Origin of the sequence: Streptomyces sp. NPDC058637 (assembly GCF_042717325.1) — a bacterium.
Lineage (GTDB): Bacteria > Actinomycetota > Actinomycetes > Streptomycetales > Streptomycetaceae > Streptomyces.
On sequence record NZ_JBHXRD010000007.1, the window covers coordinates 193,086 to 218,748 of the forward strand.

The 25,663-nt window shown below is 69.3% G+C and carries 21 protein-coding genes and 6 pseudogenes; 11 read left to right on the plus strand and 16 right to left on the minus strand.

Annotation, left to right across the window (positions count from 1 at the left end):
- The first annotated feature begins 150 nt into the window (after nucleotides 1-150).
- Nucleotides 151-318 (plus strand): hypothetical protein, encoded by a 168-nt coding sequence (locus tag ACFWVP_RS09550; RefSeq protein ID WP_384495058.1) that lies wholly within the window; start codon nucleotides 151-153, stop codon nucleotides 316-318.
- Nucleotides 319-568: 250 nt separating this feature from the next.
- On the opposite strand, the gene ACFWVP_RS09555 is transcribed toward ACFWVP_RS09550, so the two are convergent.
- The 3 genes from ACFWVP_RS09555 to ACFWVP_RS09565 form a co-directional block, all read right to left on the minus strand.
- A complete protein-coding gene (locus tag ACFWVP_RS09555; RefSeq protein WP_384495059.1) occupies nucleotides 569-949 on the minus strand; it encodes a DUF2267 domain-containing protein in 381 nt (126 codons plus the stop codon).
- 168 nt (nucleotides 950-1,117) lie between these two features.
- The gene (locus ACFWVP_RS09560; RefSeq protein ID WP_384495060.1) at nucleotides 1,118-1,513 is read right to left on the minus strand and encodes a DUF2267 domain-containing protein; all 396 of its coding nucleotides are present in this window, start codon (nucleotides 1,511-1,513) and stop codon (nucleotides 1,118-1,120) included.
- Nucleotides 1,514-1,599: 86 nt separating this feature from the next.
- Nucleotides 1,600-2,034: an Hsp20/alpha crystallin family protein gene (locus tag ACFWVP_RS09565; protein ID WP_384495062.1), complete on the minus strand. Its 435-nt coding sequence runs from the start codon at nucleotides 2,032-2,034 to the stop codon at nucleotides 1,600-1,602.
- Nucleotides 2,035-2,165: 131 nt separating this feature from the next.
- Here ACFWVP_RS09565 and ACFWVP_RS09570 point away from each other — a divergent pair, with 131 nt between their 5' ends.
- Nucleotides 2,166-2,801, plus strand: coding sequence for a type III effector protein (locus tag ACFWVP_RS09570; RefSeq protein WP_384495064.1), 636 nt, complete (start codon nucleotides 2,166-2,168; stop codon nucleotides 2,799-2,801).
- Between the two features lie 867 nt (nucleotides 2,802-3,668).
- Complete coding sequence (locus ACFWVP_RS09575) at nucleotides 3,669-3,875, plus strand: hypothetical protein (protein ID WP_384495066.1); 207 nt, start codon at nucleotides 3,669-3,671, stop codon at nucleotides 3,873-3,875.
- A gap of 228 nt (nucleotides 3,876-4,103) precedes the next feature.
- Here the strand turns inward: ACFWVP_RS09575 and ACFWVP_RS09580 are convergent, their stop codons facing one another.
- Both ACFWVP_RS09580 and ACFWVP_RS09585 read right to left on the minus strand, forming a co-directional pair.
- Complete coding sequence (locus tag ACFWVP_RS09580; RefSeq protein ID WP_384495067.1) at nucleotides 4,104-4,820, minus strand: dienelactone hydrolase family protein; 717 nt, start codon at nucleotides 4,818-4,820, stop codon at nucleotides 4,104-4,106.
- Nucleotides 4,821-5,144: 324 nt separating this feature from the next.
- A pseudogene (locus tag ACFWVP_RS09585) lies at nucleotides 5,145-5,777 on the minus strand (CGNR zinc finger domain-containing protein); the annotation flags it as partial.
- A gap of 59 nt (nucleotides 5,778-5,836) precedes the next feature.
- On the opposite strand from ACFWVP_RS09585, the gene ACFWVP_RS09590 reads away from it, so the two are divergent.
- Both ACFWVP_RS09590 and ACFWVP_RS09595 read left to right on the plus strand, forming a co-directional pair.
- Nucleotides 5,837-6,613: an MBL fold metallo-hydrolase gene (locus ACFWVP_RS09590; RefSeq protein WP_384495069.1), complete on the plus strand. Its 777-nt coding sequence runs from the start codon at nucleotides 5,837-5,839 to the stop codon at nucleotides 6,611-6,613.
- A 72-nt stretch (nucleotides 6,614-6,685) separates the two neighbouring features.
- Entirely contained in the window at nucleotides 6,686-7,771 is a 1,086-nt protein-coding gene (locus ACFWVP_RS09595; protein WP_384495071.1) for an LLM class flavin-dependent oxidoreductase, read from the plus strand.
- Nucleotides 7,772-8,247: 476 nt separating this feature from the next.
- Here the strand turns inward: ACFWVP_RS09595 and ACFWVP_RS09600 are convergent.
- The 3 genes and pseudogenes from ACFWVP_RS09600 to ACFWVP_RS09610 all read right to left on the minus strand — a co-directional run.
- Nucleotides 8,248-9,149 (minus strand): annotated as a pseudogene (locus ACFWVP_RS09600) (MerR family transcriptional regulator); the annotation flags it as partial.
- A 752-nt stretch (nucleotides 9,150-9,901) separates the two neighbouring features.
- Nucleotides 9,902-11,218, minus strand: a complete 1,317-nt coding sequence (locus ACFWVP_RS09605; protein ID WP_384495073.1) for a YncE family protein — start codon at nucleotides 11,216-11,218, stop codon at nucleotides 9,902-9,904.
- Nucleotides 11,219-11,848: 630 nt separating this feature from the next.
- The gene (locus ACFWVP_RS09610; protein ID WP_384495075.1) at nucleotides 11,849-12,223 is read right to left on the minus strand and encodes a cupin domain-containing protein; all 375 of its coding nucleotides are present in this window, start codon (nucleotides 12,221-12,223) and stop codon (nucleotides 11,849-11,851) included.
- A gap of 68 nt (nucleotides 12,224-12,291) precedes the next feature.
- Here ACFWVP_RS09610 and ACFWVP_RS09615 point away from each other — a divergent pair, with 68 nt between their 5' ends.
- The gene (locus tag ACFWVP_RS09615; protein ID WP_384495077.1) at nucleotides 12,292-12,732 is read left to right on the plus strand and encodes a MarR family winged helix-turn-helix transcriptional regulator; all 441 of its coding nucleotides are present in this window, start codon (nucleotides 12,292-12,294) and stop codon (nucleotides 12,730-12,732) included.
- 143 nt (nucleotides 12,733-12,875) lie between these two features.
- Here ACFWVP_RS09615 and ACFWVP_RS09620 read toward each other — a convergent pair.
- Nucleotides 12,876-13,657: pseudogene (locus ACFWVP_RS09620) on the minus strand (IS5 family transposase).
- A gap of 225 nt (nucleotides 13,658-13,882) precedes the next feature.
- On the opposite strand from ACFWVP_RS09620, the gene ACFWVP_RS09625 reads away from it, so the two are divergent.
- A complete protein-coding gene (locus ACFWVP_RS09625) occupies nucleotides 13,883-15,295 on the plus strand; it encodes a cytochrome P450 (protein ID WP_384495079.1) in 1,413 nt (470 codons plus the stop codon).
- Nucleotides 15,296-15,479: 184 nt separating this feature from the next.
- Complete coding sequence (locus ACFWVP_RS09630; RefSeq protein WP_384495081.1) at nucleotides 15,480-15,602, plus strand: hypothetical protein; 123 nt, start codon at nucleotides 15,480-15,482, stop codon at nucleotides 15,600-15,602.
- Between the two features lie 120 nt (nucleotides 15,603-15,722).
- Here ACFWVP_RS09630 and ACFWVP_RS09635 read toward each other — a convergent pair whose 3' ends face one another.
- The 3 genes and pseudogenes from ACFWVP_RS09635 to ACFWVP_RS09645 all read right to left on the minus strand — a co-directional run bounded on the left by ACFWVP_RS09635 (nucleotide 15,723) and on the right by ACFWVP_RS09645 (nucleotide 17,936).
- Nucleotides 15,723-16,199 (minus strand): ATP-binding protein, encoded by a 477-nt coding sequence (locus ACFWVP_RS09635; RefSeq protein ID WP_384495082.1) that lies wholly within the window; start codon nucleotides 16,197-16,199, stop codon nucleotides 15,723-15,725.
- A gap of 105 nt (nucleotides 16,200-16,304) precedes the next feature.
- Nucleotides 16,305-16,762, minus strand: a pseudogene (locus ACFWVP_RS09640) (transposase); the annotation flags it as partial.
- 61 nt (nucleotides 16,763-16,823) lie between these two features.
- Nucleotides 16,824-17,936 carry an erythromycin esterase family protein gene (locus tag ACFWVP_RS09645; protein ID WP_384495084.1) on the minus strand — a complete coding sequence of 371 codons (1,113 nt, stop codon included), beginning with the start codon at nucleotides 17,934-17,936 and terminating at the stop codon, nucleotides 16,824-16,826.
- A gap of 521 nt (nucleotides 17,937-18,457) precedes the next feature.
- Between ACFWVP_RS09645 and ACFWVP_RS09650 the strand changes: the two are divergent.
- Both ACFWVP_RS09650 and ACFWVP_RS09655 read left to right on the plus strand, forming a co-directional pair.
- Nucleotides 18,458-18,556, plus strand: a pseudogene (locus ACFWVP_RS09650) (IS5/IS1182 family transposase); the annotation flags it as partial.
- Nucleotides 18,552-18,793: pseudogene (locus ACFWVP_RS09655) on the plus strand (YbhB/YbcL family Raf kinase inhibitor-like protein); the annotation flags it as partial. The pseudogenes ACFWVP_RS09650 and ACFWVP_RS09655, both read left to right, overlap by 5 nt.
- Before the next feature lie 153 nt (nucleotides 18,794-18,946).
- On the opposite strand, the gene ACFWVP_RS09660 reads toward ACFWVP_RS09655, so the two are convergent.
- A complete protein-coding gene (locus ACFWVP_RS09660) occupies nucleotides 18,947-21,388 on the minus strand; it encodes a polysaccharide lyase 8 family protein (protein ID WP_384495086.1) in 2,442 nt (813 codons plus the stop codon).
- A 539-nt stretch (nucleotides 21,389-21,927) separates the two neighbouring features.
- On the opposite strand from ACFWVP_RS09660, the gene ACFWVP_RS09665 reads away from it, so the two are divergent.
- The gene (locus ACFWVP_RS09665) at nucleotides 21,928-22,680 is read left to right on the plus strand and encodes a heparin lyase I family protein (RefSeq protein WP_384495087.1); all 753 of its coding nucleotides are present in this window, start codon (nucleotides 21,928-21,930) and stop codon (nucleotides 22,678-22,680) included.
- A gap of 71 nt (nucleotides 22,681-22,751) precedes the next feature.
- On the opposite strand, the gene ACFWVP_RS09670 is transcribed toward ACFWVP_RS09665, so the two are convergent.
- The 3 genes from ACFWVP_RS09670 to ACFWVP_RS09680 are packed head-to-tail and all read right to left on the minus strand — an operon-like array spanning nucleotide 22,752 to nucleotide 25,617.
- On the minus strand, nucleotides 22,752-23,732 hold the full coding sequence (locus ACFWVP_RS09670) for a hydroxyacid dehydrogenase (RefSeq protein WP_384495162.1): 981 nt from the start codon (nucleotides 23,730-23,732) through the stop codon (nucleotides 22,752-22,754).
- A 53-nt stretch (nucleotides 23,733-23,785) separates the two neighbouring features.
- Complete coding sequence (locus ACFWVP_RS09675) at nucleotides 23,786-24,715, minus strand: carbohydrate ABC transporter permease (protein ID WP_384495088.1); 930 nt, start codon at nucleotides 24,713-24,715, stop codon at nucleotides 23,786-23,788.
- Between the two features lie 2 nt (nucleotides 24,716-24,717).
- Nucleotides 24,718-25,617: a carbohydrate ABC transporter permease gene (locus tag ACFWVP_RS09680; protein WP_384495089.1), complete on the minus strand. Its 900-nt coding sequence runs from the start codon at nucleotides 25,615-25,617 to the stop codon at nucleotides 24,718-24,720.
- Nucleotides 25,618-25,663 lie beyond the last annotated feature (46 nt).

Below are 25,663 nucleotides of genomic sequence, written 5' to 3' on the forward strand. Positions count from 1 at the left end.
GTGTTCCGGCCCAGTCGGGGTTCGACCAACCCAGTGTCTCAGTCCGACACCGGCGTGCTGGGGAGCCCGAGGCCGGAGCGGCGCCCTGCCTGCCGCGCTCCACTTCTCACAGCTGAGCCCAGGGCGAACGCCGACAAGAAGCCGGCCACGGTGACCAGGCCCGTCAAAAGGTGCACCCTGCTGCACGCCTCGGGGATCATCGTGTCCGCGATCATCGCCAGGATCGCCCCGCCCGCCACTGCGGTGATCGTCGCCATCACCGTCTCGGACGCCCCGCCCAGCAGCGCGTGCCCGGCCGGCGCAGCCAACAGCCGTTGAAGACAGGTAGTACGGGCGGAACTCTTCGGGAGCCGGAACGCGGAAAGGTCCCGCTCTGCCGGATAGGGCAGAGCGGGACCTTTCGTGGACCTTTCGTGGCGTGGCAGCCCGGGCCGGCGCAGCCTCCCCCGGCCCGTACCACGGCCGGGGAGCCCTGCCGCCGGTGTGGCAGGGTGCCAGGGCCCGGGGCGGGTGGCTGGTGCCCGGTACCGCAGCGGTCCTCGACGGAGCCTCTGGGCGTTCGGTCGGGTTACGCGGCTTGGATGAGTTCGGCGCGGCCGAACAGGAGTGCGTAGCCGGGCGGGAGCTTGGCGATGATGCGGTCGATGAGGTGAGGGCCGGCGAGGCGGGCGATGGCGGCGAGGACGGTTCCGGTGTCCCAGCGCACGGTGCCGGGGGCGCCGCCGGTGCGGGTGGCAAGGTCCTTGACCATGCCCCAGCCGGTGAGCGGTTCGGTGGCGGGGATCTGCGCGGCGAAGATGCGGGCGGCTTCGGCGGGGAGGCGGGCTGCGAGGGCAACGCGTTCGTCGCCGGTGAGCTGACGGCCCAGAGCTGCCAGCACAGAGCGGGTGACCTCCTCGGCATGCTCGCGGGTCGGGTATGCGCCGTCGTAGCGGATTCTTTCCAGCATCTGATCGAACGTCATGCCGGGCGCGGCCTGGACTTGTGCGGGCAGGGGCAGGGGAGGCATCGGTGGATGTCGCCTTTCTCGTGTTTCTCGTGGTGAAGGCTTTGGCGGCGCGTCCGAACGGATCCCGCAGACGCCGGCGCTGTCGGTTTCGAGCGGTAATGGTGGGGCTCAGGTGGGCTGGGGGCGGCCGAAGAGGAGGTCGTAGCCGGGCGGGAGCTGGAGCAGGATGCGATGGGTGAGTTCCTCACCGGTGGCGTCGGCCACCACGCTCAGGACCGCGCTGACGTCCCAGGTCGCTGTCTGTTCGGTGGCTCCCTCGATCCACGCCGCGGTGGCCCGTAGGAACCGTTGTGGTGAGAGAGGTTCGGTCGCTTGCAAGGGGTTGAGCAGGATCAGAGCGAAAGTCTCCGGGAGCCGGGCGGCCAGTTCGGCCCGGACCTCACCGACGAGATGCGCGCCCAGCAGGGCCAGAACGGTGCGTGCCGCCTGTTCGGCTTCCTGGGGTGTGCCGTACTCGCCGCGTTCCTGGACCTGCTCGAGGAACGCTTCCCATCGCAGGGCCATCGCTGCCTCCTGATGCTGTGCGCGCGGAGGACGGGACGGGGAGATCACTTTCCCGTCCTCCGCGACCGGTGCGGCAGAGGAGTGGGTCAGCCGCTGATCTCCTTGTGCGCGGGCTCTCCGCCAATGGTGATCTTGCGGGGCTTGGCGCGCTCGGCGATCGGGATCCGCAGGGTCAGGACCCCGGCGTCGTAGTCGGCCCTGATGCGTTCCGTGTCCAGGGTGTCGGCCAGTACGACCTGGCGGGAGAAGGCGCCCAGCGGCCGCTCGGAGAGCTCCATCTGCACGTCATCGGCCTTGGTTTCCGGCCGGCGCTCGGCCCTGACGGTCAGCATGTTCCGCTCGACGTCGATGTCGATCGCGTCCTTGGTGACGCCGGGAAGGTCGAGGGCGATGACGTATTCCTCGCCCTCGCGGTAGGCGTCCATCGCCATCGCCGAGGGCCTGGACCAGGTCCCCGTCGTGCCGGTCAGCTGCTGGGCGATCCGGTCGAGTTCGCGGAACGGGTCGGTGCGCATCAACATCGCGAAACACCTCCACAAGGTTCGGGCAGTACCTGCCAATGCGCTTCATCTGACATCCGTTGTAACATGTCATCCAAGTGATGACAAGAAGGAAAGTCGCCGTGAGGGTGACATCAGCGGGAAGGCGACCCATGACCACGTCCGATCACTCCAGTGACCCCGCCTCGTTCTTCGCCGCGGCCACGGCCCTCAACGCGGTCGACAAAGCCCTCCGCACTGCCCGGACCCCCCAGGCGGGGCGGCGCCCCGAAGAAGACGGGCAGGCCAGTCCCGAGCAGGCACTGGCCGCCCTGCTGCTGCTGCGTGAACTGCGCGAGCAGCTCGCCGGCTGGGAGGCGGGGCTGATCGAAGCGGCCCGTGCGGCCGGTACCAGCTGGGCCGACCTTGCTCACCCCCTCGGCGTGGCCAGCCGGCAGGCCGCCGAACGCCGCTACCTGCGCGTGCGCCCCGGAACCCCCGGGAGCACCGGCGAACAGCGCGTCCAGGCCACCCGCGACCGCCGCGCCGCCGACCGCACCATCGCCGCCTGGGCCCGAGTCAACGCAGCCGGCCTGCGCCAGCTGGCCGGCCAGATCACCGCCCTCACCGACCTGCCCACCGGCGCTCGCACCCACCTCACCGACGCCCTCGCCGACAACGACGCCGCCCGCCTCCTCGACCCCCTACTCCATAGCCACAAGTACCTGCGGGCGGGCCACCCCGATCTCGCCGCCCGCGTCGACACGATCAGCCACCACACCGACCGGCTCCGCCAGGCCAACGGGTAACGCCGCTGCGCCACGCATACGGCTACCGCCCGACCAGGCAGCCGCGCCGGACTCAGGGCCGTGGTTCCTTGCGGGCCGCCCACCGACCGCCGCCCGGCGGTACGCGACCTGGTGAAGGTGCCGGGCTCAGTCGGGATGGGAGTGCAACTCTCCGGGGGCACCCGAGCGTGCGGCCCGATCGCCGTGCCATTCCAGGAAGAGCACGGTGGCGTCGTCCTTCAGCTTGCTCCCGCGGAAATCCATGACGCCGTGCATGAGGCGGCGCAAGGTTTCCGGGACGGGGAGTCCTCGGCGTTGTGGACCAGAACGAAGTCCATGCATCCGGTGCAGCCCGAACCCGTCGCCGGCGGGCTGCGGGGCTCGGTAAAGCCGTAGGCGTAGAGCACCAGGCGGTCCCCGGGGTACAGCCGTTCATGGCACAGAGTCGCTTTCAGGCCCAGACCAGTGCCCAGCAAATGGGCCGGCGGGCAGGGCAGCTCTTTCCATCCCTCCTTGCCACGGTCGGTTTGATCCGGTCCCGTCGGGGTGCGGCTGCGCGAGGACGCGGCGGTCAGAGGGCTCTGGGCACGCGCTCGACGTGACACCTTCCTCGCGGGGCCCTACCCCTAGAGCAGCACCCTGTCCGAGCGGCACGCATTGCAGGCCGGAACTCCGTCAGCGAGCTCTGCATGAAGTGCTCCCGGCTGATTGCCGCCAGTCCCTTCCCGGCGGCCCGGCAGTCACCGCGGTGAACCTCGACAGCCGATCAATCTCACCGTCAACCGCCGTACGGGTACGACTCGCCCCGGGCGATCCGCATGCGGTCGGGCAGAGGTGGGCATAGCTCGGGTACTCATGTCCGCAGAGTGAGCAATCCTGGGGGGAATCATGACGGATGACCGTCACGATGCGGCCAGCCCGGCTCGCCACACCCGGCGCCAGAAGTTAACGACTTGGTACGGCCGCAATGCGTTTTGGGTCGTCATAGGCGGCTTTTTACTGCTGGTGGCGGTGTTCTACCTGATTGCGCTCACCAACGGCACCAGCGCTGGCGAGCCGTGCCCGACCGGCAAGGTCTGTGATTTCGTCCGTTGAGCTTGCCGGACCTGGCCGAAGGCGGTGGCGTCGTTGACGTTGCCAGCCGTGCGTACGCGGGAGGCCCCGGCCGTCGACGGCGAGGTCGACCTTGGTAGTCAGCCCGCCCGACCGGCCGGCCGAGGGCCTGACGCGCTTGCGAGCTTGAGGGGAGGAAACCGTCAGTGCGCGACGCTGAACAGTCCCGGCGCCAGCATCTTTGCCTGGGTCATGCCCCCAGGTCTTCCCTCACGGGAGGCACTCGGCGAGCAGGTCGACGACGTCGCGCCAGGCTCGCTGCGCGTGCTGTGGGTGGTAGCCGACGCCGGGGAGCACGGGGTGGTCGACCGGCGGGTGGTGGAAGGCGTGCAAGGCGCCGCCGTAGACCGTGAGGCGCCAGTCGACGCCTGCCGCCTGCATCTCAGCGGTGAACGCGTTGCGTTGCGCGGGCGGCATGATCGGGTCTTCCGACCCGACCCCGGCCCACACCGGGCAGCGAATGCGCGCCGCCTCGCCCGGTCGGCCCGTGGTAGTTGCGTTGACTGTTCCGATCGCGCGCAGGCTGACGCCGCCTCGCCCGAGTTCCAGCCCGATGGCGCCCCCGGTGCCGTAGCCGACGGCGGCGATCCGTTCGGGGTCGGTCCGCGGTTCGGTGCGCAACACGTCGAGCGCCGCACGGCCGATGCCCCGCATCCGGTCGGGATCAGCGAGCAGCGGCAGGCAACGGGCCAGCATCTCCTCGGGGTCGCCCAGATAGCGCCCGCCGTGAAGGTCGAAGGCCAGCGCTGTATATCCCAGTTCGGCGAGGGCATCGGCCCGGCGGCGCTCGACGTCGCTGAGCCCCATTCCCTCTGGGCCGAGCAGCACCGCGGGCCGACGGTCGACACCGGCCGGGAGCGCGAGGTGCCCGATCATCGTCAAACCGTCGGCCGGATACTCGACCGTACGCGTCGTAATCGTCGTCATGAGACTGGACTGTAGTGATCGTCGGGCCCGGTCCAGCTGCGGTTCTGCCGCTGGCAGAACAGCGTAGGTGTCCCTCTGAAATACAGGACGGGCCCGGCTCTCAGGGCTTCAGGATCATCCCGTTGCCCCTTTGGCGTGTATCTCGGGCACACCCCCAATTGCCTTGCCGTCCAGACGTCGGCCAGTGAGTCCGGGCTGGTGCCCTGGTGACGGCGCCGGTGGTTTCGTGGGGGTCACCGGCGACCGCACGGCGGCGAAGCGTGGCGAGGGCGGGCCGGCAGCATCCGGAGCGCCCGGGTCCCGGGGCTCGCGCCGGGTCGTTCCGGGCTCGATGCGGCGGGCGTAGGCGCGGGCGGCGCGGGCACGGTCGCCACACCGGACCGAGCACCAGCGGCGCCGCCCTGCACGCAACAGGTAGCGATTGCAGGGGGTGGAGGGGCAGGCCGTCAGCCGTTTGGCGTCGGGCCCGGTGAGTAGGTCGGCGGCGTCGGCGGCGAGGATGCCGAGGGCCTGGTCGACGATCTGGTCGATGGGGTGCGGGGTGGTGCGGTGCATGCCGCGGACCGCATCCCAGCCGAGCGGGGGGACGGCGGGGGCCCGGATGAGGGCGTCGTTGACGGCGGCCGGCGCGGTGGCGGGAGCGGGATGGCCGCCGACTTGGGCGGCGAGCAGGGCACGCACCTGCTCGCGCAGGGAGCGCAGGCGTACCGCGCGAATCTCCTGCACACCGGCGTCCGCGGGGGCCAGGTCGCGGTCGACCAGCCACTGGCTGGCGCCGGACGGTGTGCCCGGCGAGTCGAGGAACTGGCCACCGGGCAGGGCAATGGCGGTATTGGCGAGGTCGAGCGCGGGGTACTGCTCGGCGCCCGGCGTCGGCGGCAGCCCGGGGTCGGCGGTGCCAACGATGGAGGCGGTATCGACCTCACGCACACTTCTCACGTTACAACTTGCCTTCATCCGTGACAAACACTTATGCTCACGGATATAAGTTCATCTATCCGTGAGGAGATGTCGTCATGACAGCAACCAGCGCGTCCAACGAGCAGGTCCCCATCCGAGTCTTCGGAGGGCCGACCGCACTCATCGAGTACGGCGGGCTGCGCTTCCTGACCGACCCGACCTTTGACGCCCCCGGCACCTACCCCTCAGGGCTGGCCAAGACCGCACCCGCCTCCGCCGCGCCCGCCGACCTGGGCCGTATCGACGTGGTGCTGCTGTCGCACGACGAGCACGACGACAACCTCGACGCCTCGGGCCGGGCCATGCTCGCCGATGTCCCGCTGACCCTGACCACGCCCAGTGGCGCGGGCCGACTGGGCGGCACCGCACGCCCCCTGAAGGACTGGGAGACCATCGAGCTGGAGCGCCCCGGTGGCGGCACGATCACCGTCACCGGCGTCCCGGCCCTGCACGGCCCCGGGGCACGCGCGGACCTCGAACCCGTCGTCGGCGAGGTCGTCGGATTCGTCCTGAGCGGTGACGACCTACCCACCGTCTACGTCAGCGGCGACAACGCCCAGCTCTCCCTCGTCCGTGAGATCGCCGACCGATTCGGCCCGGTGGACACCGCTGTCCTGTTCGCCGGCGCGGTCCGCACCCCCGTCCTGGACCGCGCGCTGCTCACACTCGACAGCGCTCAGGCCGCCGAGGCCGCCCGCATCCTGGGGGCCCGCCGCATCGTGCCCATCCACTTCGACAGCTGGGCCCACTTCACCGAGGGCCGTGACGAGCTCGTCGCCGCCCTCGCCGCCGCCGGTCTCACCGACCGCGTCGACTTCGGCGTCCGCTGCTGAACCCACCTACGTCGCACGCGTACGCCGGACAGTCGGGCGCCGCACACCTCGAAACCGAAGGACCGCACGAACATGACCGACCCCATCCGCGGCGCCCGCCACGGCTCCGCCCTCGCCGCCCTGTCCGTACTGGACTCCGCCATGACCGGCACCGGCCAGAGCGCCGCAGAGGCACTGGGGGGCAGCATCGAACTCGCCCGGCTCGCCGACCGGCGCGGCTTCACCCGCTACTGGATGAACGAGCACCACGCCATGCCCGGCGTCTCCACCTCCAGCCCGCCCGTCCTGCTGGCCCGGCTCACCGCGGAGACCAGCAGACTGCGGCTCGGCGCGGGCGGAATCATGTTGCCCAACCATCCACCGCTGGTCATCGCCGAACAGTTCGGCATGTTGAACGCCCTCGCCCCCGGCCGCATCGACCTGGGCCTGGGCCGCGCCCCAGGCACCGATCACACCACGGCCGCCGCCCTGCGCCGCGGCGCGAGCGACGTCGAGGACTTCCCCCAGCAGGTCGCTGAGCTGCTGCACTTCCTCGGCGACGACTTCCCCGCCGAGCACCCCTACGCGGAGCGCGTGTACGCCGTGCCGGGACCCGCCCAGGACCGGCTCAACGGTGTCACCCCGACCACCGGTCGCCTGCCGGTGTGGTTGCTCGGCTCGTCCGGCTACTCGGCGCAGCTCGCCGCCCGGCTCGGCCTGCCGTTCGCCTTTGCCGCACACTTCAACCCGCACGACGTCGTGACCGCCCTGCGCCTGTACCGCGAGCGGTTCACTCCGTCCGAGACCCTGGCCGAGCCGTACGCGCTGGTCAGCTTCACCGTCGCGGCATCCGACGACGAGCGTGAGGCCCGCCGCCAGGCAGGCACCCTCGCACACGCCATGCTCCGCATGTTTCAGCGCAAGTCCTACCTGATGCCGTCCCCCGAGGAAGTGGACGCCTACACCTACGACGCCCAGGAACGCCAGGCCGTCGACACCTGGCTGACCCACGTTCCGCACGGCACCCCCGACCAGGTCACCGCCCACCTCAACCAGGTCCAGCGGGACTCCGGCGCCGACGAGCTCATGATCGGCAGCGTCGGCCACTCCGTCCAGGCCCGGCTGCGTTCCACCGAGCTGATCGCCGACGCCTACGGCATGCCCGATAGCCCGCTCTGACATGGGGCCGGGCAGGCCTCACCCCTAAGGGCGCCATGCCGCCATATTTCACCCTCTGCGCCTACCGCCCGGCCTCCGACCCATCGGAGGCCCACCCGTGCTGGAACAGTGAAAAGGCCCCGCCCCAGCGCGCGAACGGCAGCAGCGCGGTGATCGCTGGTGCGGCCACCGCGCTGATCACCGCCGGGATTCTCCGTCGGCAGCTCGGCGAAGCTCCCCGTGTGTCCTCGGGCTGTTCCTCAGGCTCCGTACGGGGGGCAGGGTGGCGTGGATTCGTGCGCGCTGTCGTCGGTGGCCGATGTCTCCGGGGCTGCCGCGAGTTCGGCATCGAGCTCGTAGGTGGTCGCCGACGCGGGTGGGGGCGATACCCATCAGGGTGAGCGCCGTGGCGGTGGCGGTGTCCGCTCGATCAGCCGGAGTGGGTGGAGTGGCGGGGACGACGTGCGCACACGTACGCGGCGGCGGGCCGTGTTCTCGGTAGCGGGTGAGTCTTGGGCGGAGAGTTCTTCGGCCAGTTCCATACGGCGCAGGCGGGGTGGGGAGAAGTCGTAGGGCATCTTGCCGATGGCTTCGAGCACGCTCTTGGAGTCAGCCTCCCGCCTGCCAGAGCTGAGGTCGGCCTCGCCGTCATCGGTGGTGGCAGGGTGCACAGTGTCCCAGGCGTCGAAGAGGTCATCGTCGTCCTTACTCAGGCCGGACTCCTCGATGACGGCCTGCAGGGTGCTTTCGAAGGTGTGCCGCTCGACGGCCGCTTGAGCCACCCGTGGATCATCGACGGCGACACTGTCATGGAGTGCCTCCTCGGCTTCATCGAGACGGTCGGAATCCTCTCGCAGAGTGGGATGCGTGGCCAGGACGACGAAGCGGGTGGCCTGGACAGCCGCGCCGAGCGGGCCGAAGATCCGCTCGGTGACCAGCAGACCGTCCAGGTCCGCCTGGCGCAGGGAGCCCTCGGGCAGGCTCTTGAGGCGTTCGGTGACGACGTCGGAGAGCAGGCCCATCCGGCTGCCTTCGGTGCTCATCCGCTGCACGGCGGTTCGTTGCCGTTGCGATTCCGCCTCCTGCTAGGCGAGGGTTTCCTCCAGCTGCTCCAGGATGCCCGCGACACTTTCTCCGTTGTCCGTACCGGCGGAAGCCGTGACGGTGGCGAAGGCGTCACGGATGTCGTCCAAGGCGATCCCGGCATGGCTATCTTGCGAATCCACAGCAGGCGGATCATGTCCTCGGATTCGTAGCGGTGGCGGTCATCGCGGACCCGCTCAGGCTCGGGGAGCAGGCCGATCTCGTAGCAACGGCGAATCGCCCGCGGCGTGCTGCCGGCGAAGGCCGCCGCGTCCCCGATCTTGACCTGTCGGGGTGGCATGCAAGACGAACGCATGAGCAGGGACCATTCCTCAAGGCATCGGGACGTGAGTCCACCGGACCACATGCCGCCACGGAAGGTGCAAACCCATACACACCGCTCCGCCAATGCCAAGTAACGCGCCCTTCGTCCGGTCGGCCTGGGCGAACCTCTTGGCCGCCTTCAGCCGTAGCTCCTCGCGGCGCTGCTGTCGTCCGGCGGTCAGCCCGGGGCCCCTTGTGGAATACCGCTTGCCTCGGTGGGATCGCACGGGCAACGAGCCGTCAGCCGTGCGTAGGCCCATTCGTCGAGCAGGGTGTGGCTGAGTGTCCGACCTTGCCGTTGGTCTGTGGCCGGTAGGGCCGGGTTCGCTCAGCATCCCCGGGTGGTGATCACTCTGGGGCCGCCCGCCACAACCCCGGCCGAGGGCGTGGAGTCCCTCGGCCGTCGAGCGCCTGCGTGACGCCGCCGGCATCGAGCCGACATTCAAGGCGTGAGGACCAGTGCGCACTGGCCGACACCCGCATGCCGATGCTGGACCACATGCGGGAGCTGATGCGCACTGCCTGCTACGGCTGAACACGGGGCGGTCGTATCCGCGTGGAAGCTGCTGCCAAGGCCCTCCCCTGACAGCCCTGGCAGAAGACCGCCCGCAGGCGCGATCACCGTCCGGCGTGCTTCGCGACCCGGCCCGGGAGCGGGTCGGGGGGACTGCTCCCACCCGAACCGTCGGATGTGGGGCGGCAGGTTCGGGTCGGGGCGGCGCGAGACTCAGGGGCAGGTGCTTCTCAGCTGGTGGTGGGGCCGGTCCAGTCCGTGGGGACATGGCCGATGCGGACCCGCTGCGGGTGGTCGCCGACCGGGACGGAAGTGACCTTCTCGCCGGTGGCGAAGTCGATAGCCGTCACCTGGTCGGTGCCGCTCTCGGACACCACACAGTGCTTGCCGTCTCCGCTGACGGTGGACCAGTACGGCTTGGAGGCGGTGACGAGCGGGCCCTCCTGAAGCGTCTCGCGGTTCACGACGGTGACGTAGTCGTCCATGGTCCCGGCGATGCAGAGCTTGTCACCCCGAGGGCTCATGGACATGCCGTGGTGCCGGGAGTCGTTGACGTAGGTGGTGCGTTCGTCGCTGGTGTCCGGGTTCTTCGGCAGCGTCTTCACTCGGGTGATCTTGTCGTTGTGCACGTCGTACTCGACGAAGCCGTTGAAGAAGGAGACCTGGAAGTACATCTTCGACTCGTCGGGCGTGAAGGCGACCGGGCGCAGCGCGTCGGACAGGTCCTTGCGACCGAAGGCGTCGAGCCGCTCGCGCATGTCGATGATCTTCTTGACCTGGAAGGTCTTCGCGTCGGCGATGGTGATGCGGCGGTCGCCCTTGGTGAAGTCCTGCCAGGGTGCGTCCATGTCGGTGTTGACCTCGCCGATGGCCATGTTCCAGAGGTACTTGCCGCTGTCGGTGTACACGTTCTCGTGCGGCTTGTCGCCCGTCTTGAAGTTGCCTGCCTCCTTGCCCGTCACCATGTCGAGGACGTGCACGGTGTTGGAGATGGAGGAGGAGACGGCGACCTGAGTGCCGTCGGGTGAGACCGCCATGTGGTCGGAGCGGAAACCGGACACCGGAAAGCGCCAGTTGATCTTGCCGCTTTCCACGTCTATGGAGACCACGTCGGCGAAACTCGGCCGGGAGGCGACCACGGACTTGCCGTCCCTGGTGGTGTACATGTCGTCGACGTACTGGTCATGACCCTCGCCCGGGCCGAGCCGGATACCGAGGAAGAAGGCGAGCTTGACGGGGTTGAGGTAGATCTCCCGCAGCCGCTCCTTCCTGTCGGGGATCATGTCGATACGGCCGATCTTGGCGTAGTCGCCGCGGGAGTTGATGACGTCGGCAGTCCCCTCCCAGTTGTTGCCGACGAAGAACACCTCCTTGAGCTCCTCCGAGGAGGTCGCCCGTACCTCTTCCCGTGCCTGTTTCGGGATCTCGCTCGCGCCGGCCGAGCCGGAGGCGGCGGGCAACGCACCCGCGGTCAGCCCCACGGCGACAAGGACGGCCGCGCCGAAGGGGTGCCGCAGGCGAGGGCGACGAGCAGGGGAACTCGGCATGGTGAACTCCAGAGGCAGGGGTGGGCGGCGCGCCGTCAGACACAGGCCCGCATCTGTTACTGCAGGTAACATAGCCAGGTAAGGGATTCATGAACAGAGTCCGACCGAGATTCCTTGAGGGGTGCGATCGAGCCTTCATGGTTTAGCCACGGGCCGACCCATCTGTGCCGCCTTGTTGCGGGCAACGCGCATGCTGTCAGCAAGATCCCAGCATCTCCGCGCGGGGCTTCACGTTCTTGGCCGTCAAGTGATCACTCGACCGCCGCGAGCACAGCGGCGGAGAGAAGTGGGGTGCCGCGAACCCGTACCCGCATCATCCACGGCACCGCTACGCATCGAAGGCCTTGGCGAGTTCCTTCTTGCACGCGTCGGTGCCCGGGTAGAAGTCCTTCTTCCAGTCCAGATCGACGCCCTCGGACCGGCGACACCCACGGCGAAGCCGGCGCCTGGGACAACCTCGGCAACACACTTCAGGAACTGCGACGCTTCGCCAAGGCACTCCACGCACACCAAAGGATCTGCACTACTTCGCCCGTTTACGTACCCTCACCCAGCAGCAGAAGGTGCACGGTTCGGTTGTGACCGAGGCGTCGCTGATCCGGGAAGCGTGACCACCGGCCCGCCGTGGGCTCAATGAGTCCAGGGCGGCGTGATGGTGCTGCCGTCGGCCAGCCTGGCGCTGAGTCCGACACGTGTGGTGACCCACATGTGCGCGGGCTGGTCGGTGGTATTGGCCACCGCCAGCTCGGAGCCTGCCGGAGCCACCGCTGCGTCGCCGACGCCGAGTTCGGCGCTCTCGCCGCCGATGGTAAGCCGGAGGTGACCGGACAGAACGTAGAACGTCTCCTCGTGACTGATCATGTGGGCCGGACTGACCGTTCCGGCCGGGATCTCGCCGCGCCAGGCGGCGAGGTCCCGGCTGCCCGTGCCTGGACGGACGTAGGAAACGAAGCGGGCGCCGTGGATCTCATGCACGACGGCCTCGTCACTTCGGATGAAGGGCATGCCAGCCTCCTTATAGACAAGAAACTTGTCCATAAAGACAAGCAGCTTGACGAGTTATAGTCAAGCCCATGGATGACGCTCTGGCCTTCTCCGCACTCGTGCTGGCACTCTCCGGACAGTTGGTGCAGGAGATCCACGATCGCGTGTCCCAGCAGGGATTCGAGGACCTGCGGCCAGCACACGGCTTCGCCTTTGCCCGCATCTCCCTGGGAGACGCCACTACGGCCAACCTGGCCGAGCACCTGGGGGTGACCAAGCAGGCCGCCGCCCAGCTGGTCGAGGAGCTGGTCCGCAAGGGATACGTGGTGCGGCATCCACACCCCCACGATGCCCGCGCCCGGCTCTTGGGGCTGACCGAGGCCGGCTGGGCCGCCACTCGCGCCGCCGACCAGGCGGCCCGAGCCGCCGTCGCACCATGGAAAGAGGCGCTGGGCGAAGCGCGCTTCAGTGAACTTGTCGCCGACCTGACCCGCCTTACACCACCGGGGCCGATCCGCCCCACCTGGTGAGCCAGTAAGCCACTGGCCTGGACTACCGCAGGTCATTAAGGAGGAGCGACGACAACGGATTTGCGCAGCCCGTGTCGGTGATGCGCAGTCGTGGATTCCGCAACCCCCGAAGGACTTCCGGATCCGACCACTTACTGATCGTTTCAGAATGAAGTTCTGAGTCGTCTCAAGCAGATGACGCTGCAAGCGAGTTGGAGTGGTCCGAGGTGGAGGTCGGCTCATCTCTCGTAGCGGATGCGCAGTCGTCCGAACTGGTGGAGCCAGGCGGAGGTCCGCTCGACGACCCATCGGGTCTTGCCCAAGCCGGAGCCGTGCGGGGAGCCGCGGCGGGCGATCTTGGGTGTGATCCCACGCGCCCGAACGAGACGGCGATATTTGTCGAAGTCGTAGCCTCGGTCGGCGAACAGCTGCCGGGGCCGGTGGCGTGGCCTGCCGCGCAAGCCACGAATGCGGGGGATGGCATCGATGAGGGGCATCAGCTGGGTGACGTCGTGCAGGTTGCCGCCGGTCAGTGACACCACGAGCGGTGTGCCGTGCCGGTCCGCGACGATGTGGTGCTTGCTGCCAGGGCGGCCCGGGTCGACCGGAGATGGTCCGGTGTGTTCCTCCTTCGAGGGCGCGGATGTGCGGGCCGTCTATGGCACATTCGTCCATCTCCAGCAGCCCGGCTGCTCGCAGCTCGGCAAGGATCGCCGCGTGCAGTCGGGGCCAGACGCCGGCCTCGGTCCAGTCCCGTAAACGACGCCAGGCCGTGACCCCCGGAGCAACCCACCTCCTGACGTGGCACGTCGCGCCAGGTCACGCCTGTGCGGAGGACGAAGATGATGCCTGCCAACGCGATGCGGTCGCATGTTCGGTGTCGTCCTGCATACCGATGTCGCCGCTGTGGAGGGGGCGACAGCCTCGGAGCGATGCGTGTCCACAAGGACGGCCTGGAGGTCGGCCGGTGCCGGCCCCGGCCCCGGGCCCGGCGGTGCCGGCCCCGTGCGGGCCGGCGTCGCCGGTGTGGATGCAGGCATCGTCGCCGGAGCGGACTTTGCGACGGACGGGGCCAGCCCGCGCGTGACCGCCCCCGCAGTTGATCGTTGCCCACCTGTACTGGCGGCCGGAGCCGCAGAGGCCGACGAACGTGGATAGGACAGCGAAGCTGATGAGTGTGGACAGGACAGCCTGCCCCGGACAACCGCCCGTGCCGCCCGGTCCGCCCGGTCCGGGAGTACTCGCCCACTCCCGCGCCCTGCGGTTCTGGCTGGACCCGGCCAACCTCGCGGCCCGCCTCGACCAGGCGGGCCCGGTCGTCCGCACCAGGACCGGCCCGGCGACCGCCTTCCAGGTCAACGACCCGGTACTGCTGCGCAAGGTCGGCACCGATGAGGACACCTTCCGGTTCTGGGGCCCGGACCCGAGCCTGCGCGACTTCGCCGAGAACGGGGTGGTCGGCCTCGATGGCGCCGCCCACCGGGAGCGGCGTGCCGTGATGAGGCCCGCGTTCACCGCGTCCCGGCTCACCGCTCTCGGGCCCAGCGTCCAGGCCCGTACCCGGCGGCTTCTCGCTGACCTGCCCGAGGACCGACCACTCGACATCCGGGTGGAGATGAGCCGGCTCGCCTGCGGTCTCCTCGTCAGTTGTGTCCTCAACAGCGAGCTCACTCCCGACACCCTGTCCAAGATCGCGGCCACCCGCTCCACACTGTCCAGCGGCATCTTCTGGCGCTACGCCCTCGCACCCTGGCCCTGGGTACCCGTGCCCCGGCGCCGCGCCTGCCGCCGCGCGCTCGCCGAACTGGACGAGGCCGTCTGCCAGGTGCGAGCCCGCCACCGGCCCGACCCGGACGGCCAGGACCTGGTGTCCTTGCTCGAAGCCGCCGCTCCCGGAAACCCCCTCGTGGTGCAGCGCGACATTCGCGCTCTGCTGATCGCCGGCATGGAGACCAGCGCCTCCACCCTCGCCTGGGCCTGCTACGAACTAGGCCGCCACCCGCACTACCAGCAAGCGCTCCAGGACGAAGCCGACGCCGCGCCCGATACGAGCCGCCTCCAGGCACACCAGCTACCGCTCGCGACCGCCTTCGTTCAAGAAGTCACCCGCCTCCACGGCATCCCGTTCCTGGTCCGCCGCACCCGCCACCAGACCTACCAGGGCGGTGTACGGATCCCGGCCGGAGCCGTGGTCACCCTGCCCCTGGGGGCCCTGCGCCGCGACAGGAATCGCTACCCCGACCCGGACGTGTTCGACCCGCAGCGCTGGCTCCCCCACGCCGAGCCGCCACCGGCCCCCGCCGCGCTGCTCACCTACGGCCTGGGTCCCCGGTACTGCCCCGGCGCAGCCGCGGCCGATGCCATGCTGCCCGTCGCCCTGGCGACCCTGGCCAGCTCACACACGCTGCGCCCGGCGCGGCCGGGCCGCAAGATCGGCGTGAGCCTGGAACTCACACCGACGCCCAAGGGCCTGACCATGTACGCCACACCATGCGAACCTCGGCTCGCCGACACCAGACCGGCGCCCGGCACGCGCACGGTCTCCCGTTCCGGGGTGGCTTCCACCGAAGGTGGACATCGTTGACCCGCGCCCACGGATGAAGCGAAAGTAGTGACTCTGGAACGGCGCCTCGGAACCTCTCGAACAGCCCGAAGGAACGCCTTTTCCTGGATCCGTCCGCATCGCCTCGGCCAGGGGCGGGGCGATGGCGGCCAGGGCCTCGACGGCCTCACGGATGCAGCGGTGGACGGTCGCGATCCCTGGAGGGATGAGCGCGCCGATAATCATCCACCGCCCCTCCCCCACGGGCGGCCGTCGAGTCGCCGTCGTGAGCGGATCGCCTGACTCCTTCGAGGACCAGGACGTCGTGGAGTTCGTGCGGCGGGCCTGACTCCGCCTCGTCCAACCCTTCGAGACTCTGAGCACCTGGGCGGCGATCACCCTGATGACCCGCTGTCTGACCCGCCCGCCAAGGTAGGACCCGGTTGACGGCCTGGGCCTGGCCGTCTGGTCACATCACCTGACGGCCGGCCGGGGCACCGCCCGGGTCGTCAGCCAGGACGACGGCCGCCCTGATGCGCTTGCCGACCGGTTCGCGGTGGACCTCGAAGCTGCGGCAGAGCGCCATAACGATCTCCAATCCGTGCTGGCCGACCCTGGCCGGGTCGGGCGCCAGGATCAGCGGCAGCGTCGGGCTGCTGTCCCAAACGGTCACCTCGACAGCACCCTCACTGGCCTCCAGCGTCAACAGACACGGCCCCGGAGCGTATTTGCGGGCATTGGTCACCAGCTCACTCACCACCAGCTGAACCATGCCAATCGCCCGCTTCGACATTGGCAGCCCATGCACAGCCTGCAACGACTCCAGAAAGTCCCGGGCCGTGCCACGAGCAGAGGCGATGTCCTCGCTGCCCTCGAGCACGGCGGACACCGAAATCGGACGCTCCACCAACGGCAGCCGAAACTCGTCTTGCACAGTCAGGTCCATACAGCCCGCCTCACGAAGCGCTATCGCTTACCAAGCCCGCCTACCCCCAGAACACCTCCACACTCCACACACATCAGAGACAGCAGAAGTCACCCAGCGTCACGGGGGTAATTCACCGTCGTGGCCGAGCCAGGAGGGAGCGGTGGGTGAGCCTTGGGTGGACCCGGTCCCACGCCTGGGTCTCGGCCTTGCGTAGTAGGTGGTGTCGGGTGACCGTGGTGATCGCAGGTTCGGACCAGGTCTCCGGCCTGGTGAAGCGCAATTCCGGGCCGTGCTTGGGCGGGCGTCCGTTGACGCCGTGCACCCTGGGTGGTTTCGGTAGACGCATCACGCGGTCAGAGCGGACCCGGCCGACCAGCTCGACCGGCAGATCGCGCAGGACCCAGGCCAGAGGCCAGGCGGGTGACGTCGTGGTCGGCATCGCTGACGATCACGACATGCGGGTCCCCGTTCTGCCACTGGCCTGCGGCGATGAGCCGCTCGACGACACCCCTCAACTGGGCGGCGGTGACTGCGGTCGCGTCGTCTACCGGGCCGAGCCGCACCGCGTCCGGGATCGCGGTGTCGAGGCGAAGCTGGACCGGGTGCGCCGTGAACTCGACGAATGGCGCCACATGGCACTCTCTACCGGCATCTGAACCGTTCCGGGTTCGGTGGGGACCCGACACGGAGCGGGCGGGCCGACGTCACGTGCCGCACGTGGACAAGGACGTCGAACCACTCGGCCATGGATCCTCCCGTCATGTGGTGGGCGGTGTCGTTGTCCGGGTCGTGGCGCGGTCCGATGACCCGGGTTCTAACAGTCCCCTTGAGCCAGTCGGCGACAGGGCGCGGGGGATCCGCGCGAAGGTCCAGGAGATAGTCGCCGCCCATGGCGTCCAGGACCGACTCCACCAGGGGCGGGGCGGGCCGGGGCACCCGATGGGGCGGGGCGCCGCTGTACGTGCCCAGTTCCCCGTCGCCGAAGGTGAGGCCGATCGACAGGTACCGGGATCCGAGGCGGTCCTGGAGGTGGCTACCGGCGTTCGGGGACCCGCTTGCGGGATCCGGCGGAAAGACGACGGCGCGGGTGCGCCCCTTGGAGGCATGGGTGCAGGAAGACCAGAACAGCACCTTGTGACCGGTGTGCCGGTACCACCAGGCGGCGTTCTCGGCGAACGACCTCTCGTAGTAGTCCATGTTGTGTGGATCCGACGGATCGTCGGGGTGGTCGTGAAGTTCGTAATATTGGACGATCACGCGAGCGTTGCGGAGTGCCCAAGCGTGGCCGTCGTGGCCGGGCAGCGCTCCTACAAGGTCGTAGGCCTCCTGTGCGCGGTCGCGCCAGATGCTCCTGTCGGGGAGGCCGCGGAATCGACGTGTGTGCGCGGATACCTCCCCGTCCGGCCGGAGTTCGGCGTAGCAGGCCAGGACCTCGCCCAGCAGTTCGGGCGCGGCCCGGCGTACGTAGGCGGTCACGGTGTCGTATGCCGACGTCCCCGTCTCATGGGGGCTGACCCCGACGAGGCGGACCGGATCGTTCGGGTGGGTCTGGTTGAACGCGCGCATCCACCGCAAAAGGGCGAGTACCTCTTCCGTGCGGGCGAACGGCTCCGCGGCCTCCAGCAGCGAGACCGGATCCCCGGTGCCGGTGCGGAGGTAGGTGTCGAGCAGCACGCAGAGCGTCCAGTCCTGGTCGAGGGCGACGGCGCGGAATCCGGCCTCGTCGACCAGAAGCCGGGCAATGCGCACCTGCATGGCGAAGAGTTCATGCGCTCCGCGGGTCCCGGCGCCGTATCCCACCACAGCCGCGTCTTCCCCGAGCATGCCCAAGAGAGGCCGCAGGTCCTCCAACGGCGCCAGGGGGTCGACGGTCGTCAAGGGGCACGCCGTGCTTTTGATCCAGTTCCGGACCGCCGCATGTCGTTGTGCCGAGAGTGTCATGAGGACACTCTCGTAGCTCAAGTCCGGTAGAGGTCAAGCACCGCGGTCGGCGAGCCCATTCCCTGCGGACGGACCCCAGCCGGTCCGATCCGGGGGCTGAAACTCAAGCTAAGAGGGCGTTTAGCTCAATCTCGCGAACTTTTTGACGTTGCGAACTTCGGATCATCTGGGGCTGCTGAAGCCGGTGTGGTGCGTGGTGAGGAAGTAGTGATTCTCGGGGCGTGTTGGCCAGGAGGATCCTGCTTCATCCCAAGGCGCCAGGTTGTGCACCACGTGCTTCGGGCGCCGGGGTGTACGCCTGAGCACGGCCGTCTGTGGGTGGGGAGCCCGTGATCGTGCCTGAACGTCGTCGCTACCCGAGTGATCTGCCCGATGCCCGGTGGGAGTTGATCGGACCGGTCCTGACCGCGTGGCGGTCCGAGCACCGCGGCCGGCTCGGGCCTGCCCGGAGACGCGTTCCAGCTGCCCGACGACGCCCGCGCGGCCCGTTTCATCGGCGCTGCCCCGCCGGCCGGACACGGCCCGCACCGCCACCTCACCGGGGTGCACGCCCTCGACGTCGACACCATCGCGTCCCCGCCGACGCCACCCCGGCCGCCCTCGGCTTCACCATGGCCGGACACATCCTCGGCCGGGCGGTCCTGACAGCCACCACTGAGGCACTCACCTGACACCTGCACCGGCAGCGCCAGGTCGAGCCGCTTGGCCATGTCCAGACGAAAAGTGCCGCACGGGCTGGTGTTCGGCCAGAACAATGCCCTCCCGTTCGCGGGACCACCGGCGTCCGGGGCGTCTCCGTCCGCGCGTGACGGACTGCGGTGCGGTCAGGCCGTGCGTACCCGTACGGTCTGGGTGACGCCGTTCGTGGCGCTGAGGTCGCCGAACCGGAGTGTCAGGACGGAGCCCGTGCCGACCCCGGTGACCGTGCCCGGCCGGGTCAGCACCGAGTGCACCCGACGCCTCCAGGTGAGAGTGAGCCCCTTGACGGTACGGCCGGGGTCTGCGACACAGACAACCGCCGTGCCGTCGCGCTTCTCGTGGATCTGCACGCTGACCGGCGCGTCGGCCGTCACCGGTCCCACGGCTCCCGCAGCGAAGAAGTTGATCCCGGTGAAGCCCGACGAGAGCACCCGGACGCCCTGCTGGGCACTCGTGTTGGCGAGGATGTCCAGCCATCGCGGATCGGCCGCCCGTGCGGCCGTGCGGGCTCGGCTCGCTCCCGGCATCAGTATGTAGGCGTACTCGGCGTCCTTCGGATCCTCGCCGTGGTCGGCGAGGAGAGTGACGTAGCGCCGGGTGACAGGATCGGCGGAGCCACCACCGTTGATGGCCTTCCAGGTGCCGGTGCGCTCCTCGCGCAGTCCGGTCAGCGTCGTGCCGCCGGGGAAGACGTAGCCGGCGTGTCCCGCCAGGTGCGCCCACCGCACCCGGTTCAGCGTCCCGGACCAGGAGCCGCCGGGCTGGGCACGGCCGTCGACCGTGAGCCCGGCCGTCCCGTCGGCACCCAGGCCGCGGTTGTCGACGACGGTCTCGACCCTGGTGCCGTCGCCACCGGTGATGCCGCTCCCGAGACAGACCACGCAGTCGCCGAGGAAGAACCAGGACTTCTTGGCCTCCAGGGTCGAGGAAAGCCCCTTCAGATGCTGGCCCAGGCTGGCGTAGGTGCCGTCCGAGGCCCCGCCGGCCCACACGGCGTCAGGCCTTGCCGCGCCCCAGATTCCACCCTCGCCGTCCGCGAGCCGTTTGGCGGAGACGGTGGTGCCCGGCAGCCGGTAGGGGTCCACGGTCGGCCAGTAACCGTCGCTGTACTGGCCCTCGCCCTCCGGCCCCCACCAGTAGAGCATCCCCGAACCGGTGTGCCAGGCCCGCAGGTTCTCGCCGTTTCCGTTCTCGTAGTAGGTGATCCGGCTGGAGGCCATCGAGACGGATGCGGTGAAGTCGCGGGTCCGGTGCACCGCGCGGTCCATGCCGGGGAACACCCTGTGGCCGTTCGCCTCCGGGGCGGGCCGGACCGAGGAATCGCCGAGCAGCTCGATGACCCGGGACAGCGGTGCCACACCGAGGGTGCGGCCGGTGGTGACGTCGCTGTACCGGTCCCGGCTGAACCAGCCCTTGGCCATCGCCCGCCAGCGGGCGTTCTCTTCGGCGGCGGCGCCCTGTCCCAGGAGCAGGATCGACGCGATGACGGCATGACCGCGCAGATGGTCGTCCTGCTGGACCTTCGCCGGGTCACCGGCGACGAGCCCGCGGCTGATCGCCCGGCCCGAGACGCCGTCCATCATCAGCCCGTCGTGGAGGAAGGGCGCATAGGCGTGCTCCACGGAATCCAGGAAGATCTGCCGCCGCGGGTCGGTGATGGCCCAGGCCGAGTCTCCGAGCAGCGCGAACAGTTTGCTCAGCCCGTCGATGAGCACAGCGCCGTACGAACCTGTGTAAGGGACCCAGGTGTGCTGGACCAGCGAGCCGTCGGCGTACAGACCGTCTCCGGAGGTGACGTACGGAAAGACCGGCGAGACGGCGTCCCTGGCGAGAGCCACCTTGGCGGCCGTGCCGTCGAGGGCGCCGCGCAGGGCCAGGACCCGGCAGAGGTCGATCCGGTTGGCACCCGTGCTGGTCCCGCTGTACGCCGCCACGGAGGAGTCGGGCACGAAGTGGTCGATGGCGCCGGCGGTCGCCGACCGTAGATCGTCGGAGAGCTGGTCGTCGAGTATGAGGCAGATGTCCAGGAGGGCCTGGGGAGCACCTATCTGCCAGTTGTACCAGTTGCCGTAGGGCGCCTGGGACTCGTTGTAGACCTGGGCGCCGAGGTGGCCGATGCCCGTGAGGACGGCGGCGAGCAGAGCGGGGTCGCCGGTCAGGCCGGTGCCGGGCTGTGCGTACGCCTCGGCCATCGTCCTCAGCTTGCCGTACGAGTTCTGGATCTGCGCCGAGTAGGCGTAGGACTCGGTGTCCTTGTCGGGGTCGGGGTCCGCGTAGACGTTGCCGGGCCACAGCGAACCCTCGGCGGGTGCCATGGAGGACAGGTACCCACGCGCCGTCGACCCCAGCGCGGCGAGCTTGGTCCTGAAGGGCTCGGCGGTCGGACTGAAGCCCTGGCCGAGCAACAGGTCCCGCCACTTCCCCCGCAGGGCGGAGAAGTCGTCGGTGAGCGGCTCCTCCGCGGGCGCGCTCTGAAGTGCGGCAGCGCCCGGGACAGGCAGGGCCAGAGCCAGCGCTCCGGCGCCGGACAGGGCGAGGGCTCCGCGGCGTGACCAGAAAGTCGTCATGAGTACTCCGAGATCGAGAGCGGACAGACACCGGGTAGGCGGTTTTTTAGCACGCTTCGATCGAACGGACAATAGTATGAGCGCTATTGATCGATCGCACACGGGTGGAGGCTGCCCCGATTCCGCTGGTCGGCGGCTTCAGGTGCGGTCGAACTGGTGCTTTGTTCCCGTGGGTGCTCGCGCGGCGCGGCCGAGCCCGGCGTGGCGTGTGTCGCTCTCCGCAAAGAACCGACGAGATCCGAACACCAGCGGATTGTTCGATCAAACGGTTGACTTCCCACGTTCCCTTCTCCAGGATTGCGGACCAACAGGCAGCCCGTCGAGCGTCAACTCCGGCTCCCCGCAACTGATTTGCCGGACTCCACGCCCGCGCCGGCGCACCCTGACCCCATTCCCGCGACCTCCTGCCGGGCGCCCGGCAGGAGGTCGCCCCGGGACGGAAGCGACCCCGCCCAGCGCCCTTCACACGTGTCTCGGCGCCCGCCGCCCGGCATGCGGCGCGCTCCTGGCCGCCCCTCGGAGACCAAGAGGACCCCCACATGGGAACCCACGCACGCACACGCACTCCGGCAGCCCTCGCAGCCGCAGCCGCGGCCCTTGCGGCAGCGGTGGCCTGGCCCCTGCTGTCCACCGCCTCCGCACAAGCGGCGGGGATCTGGGACGGCGACGCCTCCAAGGGCACCGGCGTCTTCGGAGGCGTCGAGTGTCCCGCCCCTGGCAGTCTGATCACGGCTGCCGGCGGTACCACGCACGGCACGGTCTTCCGCTACACCAAGCCGGGCGGTGACATCCGCTGCGAATCGCGCGGTGTGTCCGTGAACGGCTCCTCGCGCTACGCCTTCGCCGAGGGCTCCACCTACTACCTCGGGTGGGAGAGCCGGCTCTCCTCCGTGAGCGGGGACTTCGTCGTGTGGCAGTGGAAGTCCTACCCCAACGCCCAGCAGAACTACCCCCTCATCATGACGGTCAAGGACGGCTCGGCACGTCTCTTCCACGTCACCACCGATGGAGACTGGCAGATGGTCTGGTCCAAGCCCGTCACCGCCGGCGACTGGAACGCGTTCGCCCTCGGAATCCACACGTCCGGGTCGGCTTCCTCGGGGTGGGTGGAGCTGTACTTCAACGGCACCGAGCAGACCTTCGTCAACGGCGTCACCCGGTACTCATGCCGCACCTGGGACAGCGCGAACGAGCCGAAATGGGGCGTCTACGACCGTGACGACGGCTCCACCACCCTCACCAACCGCGTCGACAGCCTGAAGATGGGGACGTCGTACGCGGACGTCACCTGACGGGAAGCACCGGCCGTGACGTCACTCAGGGCCGGTGCCCTTCCCGGGAGCCGGGATCCCGTGCTCCTCCCTCATGCCGTTCGGGTCAGTGCCTCGCCCCTCACGGGGTCGGCGTACGGGAGACCACGGCCGTACCGCTCCAGTTCGTCCAGCGCGGCGTGTGTCATCCGGGCCAGTTCGTTGCCGGCCGAACCGGCTACGTGCGGGGTCAGAAGGACGTTGGGCAAGTCGTACAGCGGGGACGCGGCGGGCAGGACCTCGGGCTCGGTGACGTCGAGCACGGCGTCGAGCCGGCCGGACACCAGCTCCTCGGTCAGCGCAGCGGTGTCGACCAGCGAACCGCGTGCCGTGTTGATGAGTGTCGCGCCGTCCCGCAACAGCGCCAGTCGTTCCCTGTCGAAGAGGTGCCGGGTCTCCGGGAGTTCTGGGGCGTGAATCGTCACCACGTCGCTCGAACGGACGAGCGTGTCCAGTGGCACCGGGGCCACGCCCAGACGGGTGGCCTCCGCCTCGCCGATGTACGGGTCGTACAGGAGCACCCGGAAGTCGTGCGGGCGCAGCAGCTCGATGACCCGCCGCCCGATGCGGGACGCCCCGACGACGCCCACCGTGCGCCCGTAGTTGCCGCCTGTCCCGATCACGTCGATGGCGCTCACCCTGGCGCGCTCACGCCGGTAACTCAGCTGGGCGGCCAGGACCCGTTTCCCTGCGAAGAGGACGGCCGCCACGGTGTACTCCGCGACCGGCAGGGCGTTCGCCCCCGCGGCGGAGGCCACGGTCAGCTCACGCTCCCAGCAGGCGTCGGTGATGTGGTGTTTCACCGAACCGGCGGCGTGGACCACGGTACGGAGCCGGGGCATCCGCTCCAGGGCGTCGGCCGTGAGAGGCGGGCAGCCCCAGCCGGTGAGGAGCGCGTCCGCCTCGGCGAGCGCGGAGGCGGCGGCCGGGTCCGTGAAGTCGTCGACCACGAGGGAGGGGTCGGTGTCGGCGACGGCGGCGAGCCGGGCGAGTGATGTCTGGTCGAACAGCGCGTCCCTGACCGACGGATCCATCGCGAGGACGGTGCGGGGGCGGTGGTACGGCGTGGGGGACGGGGACGCGGACGTCACTTGACGGCTCCTGCGGTAAGGCCCGAGCGCCAGTAGCGCTGCAGCGCGACGAAGGCGATGGCGAGCGGGACGATGGACACCAGGGATCCGGTGATGACGAACGAGTAGAGCTGCGGCTCCTGCGGGAGCGTGGCGTTCCAGTTGAACAGGCCGAGGCCGACCGGATAGAGCGACGAGTCGTTCAGCATCACCAGCGGCAGGAAGAAGTTGTTCCAGCTGCCGGTGAAGGAGAAGAGGAAGACCGTGACGAAGGCGGGGGACAGCATCGGAAGGGCGACCGAACGGAAGGTGCGCAGTTCGCTCGCGCCGTCGATGCGGGCCGCCTCCAGCGTCTCCCCGGGGACGTGACTTTCCGAGAAGACCCGTGCCAGGTAGACGCCGAACGGGTTCACCAGGCCCGGGATCAGCACGGCCCAGTACGAGTTGACGAGCCCGACCTCGGATGCCATCAGGTACATCGGCAGAGAGATGACGGTGTGTGGGACGAGGATGCCCAGCAGCACCAGGCCGTACAGCTTCTCCTTGCCCCACCAGTCGTACGTGTGGAAGGCGTAGCCGGCGAGCAGCGAGATGAGCGTGGAGGCGAGGGCGCCGACCACCGAGTACAGCAGGCTGTTGGTGAGCCAGCGACCGAAGACACCGTCCTGGTACGTGAAGAGGTCAGCGAGGTTGGTCAGCAGGTTGAACTCGGCCGGCTCGAAGCCGGGGCTGGCGAACAGGTCACCGTTGTTCTTGGTCGCGTTGACCAGCAGCCAGCTCAACGGCATCAGTGTGTAGACGGCCACGAAGGCGAGCAGGGTGTTGACGACGGCCTTCGATGCCCAGGCCGGTCCGGAGGCCCGTGCCCGCCGTGACGGGCCGGCGGTGCCGGCACCGTCCGGGGACCGGACCGGGGCCGGAGTACGAGGGGGCGCGGTGGCGGCCATGGTCACGCCTCCTTCCAGCGGTTGCCGAGCTTGGTGATCACGAAGGACAGAGCGGCACCGAGGAGCGCCAGCAGCAGCGAGGCCGCGGCCGCGAGTCCGTAGTCGTGCTCGGTGAAGGCGGCCTGGTAGATGTACATCACCGGACTCCAGTCCTGTGAGATGGCGGACGACCGGCTGCGCAGCACCTCCGGCTCGTTGAACAGCTGGATCGCGCCGACGGCGGTGAAGAGCATGGTGAGGACGACGGAGGACCGGATCATCGGCAGCTTCACCGCCAACGCCGTGCGCAACTGGCCCGCGCCGTCGACCGTGGCCGCCTCCAGGGTCTCCTTCGGTACGGCCTGCAACGCGGCGTAGAAGATCACCATGTTGTAGCCCATCCACTGCCAGGCGGCGGCGTTGGCCATGGAGAGGACCACCCCGTCCGGGCCGAGGAAGTCCCACTCCACGCCGACGGTCCGCAGGAGGTCGATCACGGGGCTGAGCCCGGGTGTGTAGAGGAACCCCCAGATGATCGCGGCGATCAGTCCGGGTACGGCGTGGGGGAGGAAATATGCCAGCTGGAAGAACTTCTTCGCCCTGGCCATCGCGGAATCCACCAGCAGGGCCAGGGCCAGCGCCCCGCCCACCATCACCGGGATGTAGATCAGACAGTAGAGGGCGATGTGCAGGAAGCCGCGGTGGAACGACGCGTCGCCGAGGGCGCGCAGATAGTTGTCGGCGCCGACGAAGACGGTCTCCGTGCCGCCGAATCCGAGTCCGCTCGTGGCCTGTTCGTGGAACAGGCTCATCCACAGCGAGTACCCGACGGGGGCTACGAGCGTGGCGATGAAGAGGATGAAGAAGGGGGCGACGAAGAGGAGGGGTGTGGTGCGCTGCCCGCGGCCGAGCCGGGTAGTCATCGGCGTTAGCTCCTTGGAGGGGTCGGAGCGTCGGGGCGGGGAACCG

Excerpts from the sequence above, each read along its gene's own strand:
- ACFWVP_RS09555 (WP_384495059.1), bottom strand. The coding sequence starts at position 949 with ATGCTGGAAAGAATCCGCTACGACGGCGCATACCCGACCCGCGAGCAT.
- ACFWVP_RS09560 (WP_384495060.1), bottom strand. The coding sequence starts at position 1,513 with ATGGCCCTGCGATGGGAAGCGTTCCTCGAGCAGGTCCAGGAACGCGGC.
- ACFWVP_RS09565 (WP_384495062.1), bottom strand. The coding sequence starts at position 2,034 with ATGTTGATGCGCACCGACCCGTTCCGCGAACTCGACCGGATCGCCCAG.
- ACFWVP_RS09570 (WP_384495064.1), top strand. The coding sequence starts at position 2,166 with ATGACCACGTCCGATCACTCCAGTGACCCCGCCTCGTTCTTCGCCGCG.
- ACFWVP_RS09575 (WP_384495066.1), top strand. The coding sequence starts at position 3,669 with ATGACGGATGACCGTCACGATGCGGCCAGCCCGGCTCGCCACACCCGG.
- ACFWVP_RS09580 (WP_384495067.1), bottom strand. The coding sequence starts at position 4,820 with ATGACGACGATTACGACGCGTACGGTCGAGTATCCGGCCGACGGTTTG.
- ACFWVP_RS09590 (WP_384495069.1), top strand. The coding sequence starts at position 5,837 with ATGACAGCAACCAGCGCGTCCAACGAGCAGGTCCCCATCCGAGTCTTC.
- ACFWVP_RS09595 (WP_384495071.1), top strand. The coding sequence starts at position 6,686 with ATGACCGACCCCATCCGCGGCGCCCGCCACGGCTCCGCCCTCGCCGCC.
- ACFWVP_RS09605 (WP_384495073.1), bottom strand. The coding sequence starts at position 11,218 with ATGCCGAGTTCCCCTGCTCGTCGCCCTCGCCTGCGGCACCCCTTCGGC.
- ACFWVP_RS09610 (WP_384495075.1), bottom strand. The coding sequence starts at position 12,223 with ATGCCCTTCATCCGAAGTGACGAGGCCGTCGTGCATGAGATCCACGGC.
- ACFWVP_RS09615 (WP_384495077.1), top strand. The coding sequence starts at position 12,292 with ATGGATGACGCTCTGGCCTTCTCCGCACTCGTGCTGGCACTCTCCGGA.
- ACFWVP_RS09625 (WP_384495079.1), top strand. The coding sequence starts at position 13,883 with ATGAGTGTGGACAGGACAGCCTGCCCCGGACAACCGCCCGTGCCGCCC.
- ACFWVP_RS09630 (WP_384495081.1), top strand. The coding sequence starts at position 15,480 with ATGAGCGCGCCGATAATCATCCACCGCCCCTCCCCCACGGGCGGCCGT.
- ACFWVP_RS09635 (WP_384495082.1), bottom strand. The coding sequence starts at position 16,199 with ATGGACCTGACTGTGCAAGACGAGTTTCGGCTGCCGTTGGTGGAGCGT.
- ACFWVP_RS09645 (WP_384495084.1), bottom strand. The coding sequence starts at position 17,936 with ATGCAGGTGCGCATTGCCCGGCTTCTGGTCGACGAGGCCGGATTCCGC.
- ACFWVP_RS09660 (WP_384495086.1), bottom strand. The coding sequence starts at position 21,388 with ATGACGACTTTCTGGTCACGCCGCGGAGCCCTCGCCCTGTCCGGCGCC.
- ACFWVP_RS09665 (WP_384495087.1), top strand. The coding sequence starts at position 21,928 with ATGGGAACCCACGCACGCACACGCACTCCGGCAGCCCTCGCAGCCGCA.
- ACFWVP_RS09670 (WP_384495162.1), bottom strand. The coding sequence starts at position 23,732 with ATGGATCCGTCGGTCAGGGACGCGCTGTTCGACCAGACATCACTCGCC.
- ACFWVP_RS09675 (WP_384495088.1), bottom strand. The coding sequence starts at position 24,715 with ATGGCCGCCACCGCGCCCCCTCGTACTCCGGCCCCGGTCCGGTCCCCG.
- ACFWVP_RS09680 (WP_384495089.1), bottom strand. The coding sequence starts at position 25,617 with ATGACTACCCGGCTCGGCCGCGGGCAGCGCACCACACCCCTCCTCTTC.